The 2963-nt window shown below is 66.8% G+C and carries 3 protein-coding genes and 2 pseudogenes; 2 read left to right on the top strand and 3 right to left on the bottom strand.

Annotated features, from left to right (window positions below):
* From EN781_RS29785 to EN781_RS29775, 3 genes and pseudogenes are all read right to left on the bottom strand, one after another.
* Positions 1 to 265: pseudogene (locus tag EN781_RS29785) on the bottom strand (hypothetical protein); the annotation flags it as partial.
* A pseudogene (locus tag EN781_RS29780) lies at positions 262 to 740 on the bottom strand (MarR family winged helix-turn-helix transcriptional regulator). The pseudogenes EN781_RS29785 and EN781_RS29780, both read right to left, overlap by 4 nt.
* Before the next feature lie 132 nt (positions 741 to 872).
* Positions 873 to 1184, bottom strand: coding sequence for a hypothetical protein (locus EN781_RS29775; protein WP_126055131.1), 312 nt, complete (start codon positions 1182 to 1184; stop codon positions 873 to 875).
* A gap of 9 nt (positions 1185 to 1193) precedes the next feature.
* Between EN781_RS29775 and EN781_RS29770 the strand changes: the two genes are divergently transcribed.
* Both EN781_RS29770 and EN781_RS29765 read left to right on the top strand, forming a co-directional pair.
* Positions 1194 to 2333 carry an efflux RND transporter periplasmic adaptor subunit gene (locus tag EN781_RS29770; protein ID WP_126055132.1) on the top strand — a complete coding sequence of 380 codons (1140 nt, stop codon included), beginning with the start codon at positions 1194 to 1196 and terminating at the stop codon, positions 2331 to 2333.
* Positions 2330 to 2963: FAD-dependent monooxygenase (locus tag EN781_RS29765; protein ID WP_189347927.1), on the top strand; the 634-nt coding region annotated here is incomplete at its 3' end. The genes EN781_RS29770 and EN781_RS29765, both read left to right, overlap by 4 nt.

Genomic DNA, 2963 nt, shown 5'->3' with positions numbered 1-2963 from the left:
CCTGGTAGCGGCCGCCGGTAACCCAGACGTAAGCACCGCCGGCAAGGAGCGCCGCGGGCAGCGCGACCATCAGGAGAAAACGGCCGGCGCGGCGCTTCTTCTTCGGCGCCACTGGTGCCGGCTGCGGCGTTGGGGTCACCGCCACCGGGGCGGGCTGCGCCGGGGTTTCGGCGACCGGCTGCGCCGGCGCCTCGGCGACCGGCTGCGCCGGCGCCTCCATCTCCAACCTGGCGGCCTTCTCGTCTACCTTGGCTACCGCGTTCATGCTGCTGCGCCTTCCGTACTTTTCACTTTTCCGAGGACGGCGTCTCGCCGTCCGCAAGATTCTGCACGATCGCGTCCAGTGCCCGGATCAGGGCCCGGCGATCTTCCGGCGAAACGCCGACCAGCGATTCCTCATAGACCTCGCCGGCAAGGCTCTTGACGTGGGCATAGGCCTCGCTCGCCTTGGCGGTCGGGAAGATCATGCGAACGCGGCGGTCGGCCGCGTCGGAACGGCGCTCGATCCAGCCGCCCTCCTCCATCCGGTCGACGAGGCGCGAAACGCTGATCGGCTCGATTTCGAGCAGTTCAGCCAGTCGCGCCTGCGCGACACCCGCCTCCTTGGCGACGCGGACCAGAAGCCGCCATTGCGCCGAGGAAAGGCCGAAGCCGCTGGCGCGCGCCTCGAAGCGCTTGCGCATCAGGCGCTGCACGTCGTGGATCAGGAAGCCCAGTCTGTCGATGCCGTCGGAAACCATGAGCGGCATATATAATAAGCGTGCTTACTATTCAAGGCAGCGGTGTTGATCCAGAAGCCGGCAACTGTGGATGGCAGACCCGCGACGCCGGCATGGTTAGCGGCTGGTGAACGTCCTGCGAGGCTCGCGCCCTCAGCCGGAGCCCATCGACGCCGGCAACGGCTTTTTGATTGAGTTTGTTCGCATGCGCCGCATCTGCCAGTTCTGATATGTCATAACGTTACGTGCCAATCTCTGTTTTGTGCTGTCAACCGGCCTCGACGAGCCTGGCAGGGCGCCGATCCCAAAACATCGGAAAATTTTCAGAAACCGTTCGGGATTTCGCGGACCTGAAACGCGAAAAGGGATCGGGCTGGCAAACGACAGGCAGCAACGCCCGATCGCTCCCAGCCAACGCATTTTTTCGGTCGCCGCATCGTCGCGCGCGGCCGCAACCTTGGTCATGGAGACAACATGATTGCTACCCTTCTCCACAACAGGCCGCTGAGGCGCCGCCTTCTCGCCGGATCGATCGCCGTCCTTGCCTGCGGCGCCGCGATGGTCTGGCATGGCGCCAGGAGCGAGGCCTCGAACGCAAAGCCCGACGCGCCAGAGACGAAGCTCGTCAAGACGATAGCGGTGGCGCCGGTAGCCAATGCCGACACCCGCACCGCCATCGGTGAAATCCGCCCACGGCTCGAGAGCGACCTTGGTTTTCGCGTTTCCGGCAAGCTCGTCGAACGCATGGCGGAGATCGGCTCGACCGTGAACAAGGGCGAGGTGCTCGCCCGCATCGACGACCAGGACTACCGCAACCGGCTGCTTAGCGCCGAGGCGGATGTCGCGGCGGCGCAAGCCGTGCTGGTCGAGGCGAGTGCCGCCGAGGCCCGCATCGGCGCGCTGCTGGCCAAGGGTTTTACAACGCGCGCCAGCTATGACGCGACGCTGAAGAATTTGCGCTCGGCCGAGGCGAAGCTGAAGTCGGCGAACATCGCTTACGAAATGGCGAAGGACCAACTCGGATATACCGAACTGCATGCCGATTTCGACGGCATCGTCACCGCGACCGGCGCCGAAGCCGGCCAGTCCGTCAATGTCGGGCAGATGGTGGCGCGCGTCGCCGATCCAAACAGCCGCGACGCGGTATTCTCGATCGCCGAGGCCGCCTTCGCGAACACGCCTGATACGAAGCGGCCGCCGAAGGTCACGGTCTCGCTGCTCAGCAATCCGGCGATCACGGCGACGGGCACCGTGCGCGAGATCGCGCCGGTGGCCGATGCCGCGACCCGCACCTTCGAGGTCAAGGTCTCGCTCGAGGGCGCGCCCGACGAAATGCGCTTCGGCGCAAGCGTCGCCGGCCGCGCCGAAATCGCCGGCGCGCCGGTCGTCATGCTGCCGGGAAGCGCACTGTTCGACAAGGACGGCAGGCCGGCCGTCTGGGTCGTCACCGCCACATCCGCCGTCGAGCTCAGGCCCGTCGCCATTGCCCGCTACGAGACCGACCGCGTCGTCGTCCGCGATGGGCTGGCCAAAGGCGACATCGTCGTCACCGCCGGCGTCAACCGGCTGCGGGAACATGAAAAAGTCCGTATCGTTGAAGGGGAAGAGAAATGAGCATGTCCAAGACCAAGGTCCTGATCGCCGGTGCCGGCCCGACCGGGCTGACGCTCGCGCTGTGGCTGACCAGACTCGGCGTGCCGGTGCGCATCTTCGACAAGGCCGCCGCTCCCGGCGAAACCTCTCGGGCGCTTGCCGTCCAGGCGCGCACGCTGGAGTTCCACCGCCAGATCGGCATCGTCGACGACGTGCTCGCCGCCGGCGTGCGGCTGGAGCGGCTGACCCTCCACACGCCGGCCGGCGTCGCGGCGAGGCTGCCGCTGTCGGATTTCGGCCGCGGCATCAGCCTCTACTCCTTCGCCTTCGCGCTGCCGCAGGACATCCACGAGCGCGTGCTGATCACGCATCTCGAGCGCGCCGGCGTCGAGGTCGAGCGCGGCACCGAGCTTGTCGCCTTCCAGGACAAGGGCGAAGCGGTCATCGCCACGCTGTCCCGGGACGGCCGCCCCGAGACCGTCAGCGCCGCCTATCTCGCCGGTTGCGACGGCGCCCGCAGCGCCGTGCGCCATGGGCTGAACATCGGCTTCCCCGGCGGCACCTACGAACAGTCGTTCTACGTCGCCGACGTCAAAGGCAGCGGCGAAATCACGCCCAACGGCATGGACACGACGATCAGCAGCTATGGCT

The organism is Mesorhizobium sp. M4A.F.Ca.ET.090.04.2.1 (genome assembly GCF_003999085.1).
Taxonomy (GTDB): Bacteria; Pseudomonadota; Alphaproteobacteria; order Rhizobiales; family Rhizobiaceae; genus Mesorhizobium.
The sequence above is the reverse complement of the archived record's forward strand: the minus strand, read 5'-3'. Positions and strand labels throughout refer to the sequence as shown.

Bases quoted from the DNA above. Each gene is read 5' to 3' on its own strand.
- EN781_RS29775 (WP_126055131.1), bottom strand. From the start codon at position 1,184: ATGACCAAGGTTGCGGCCGCGCGCGACGATGCGGCGACCGAAAAAATG.
- EN781_RS29770 (WP_126055132.1), top strand. From the start codon at position 1,194: ATGATTGCTACCCTTCTCCACAACAGGCCGCTGAGGCGCCGCCTTCTC.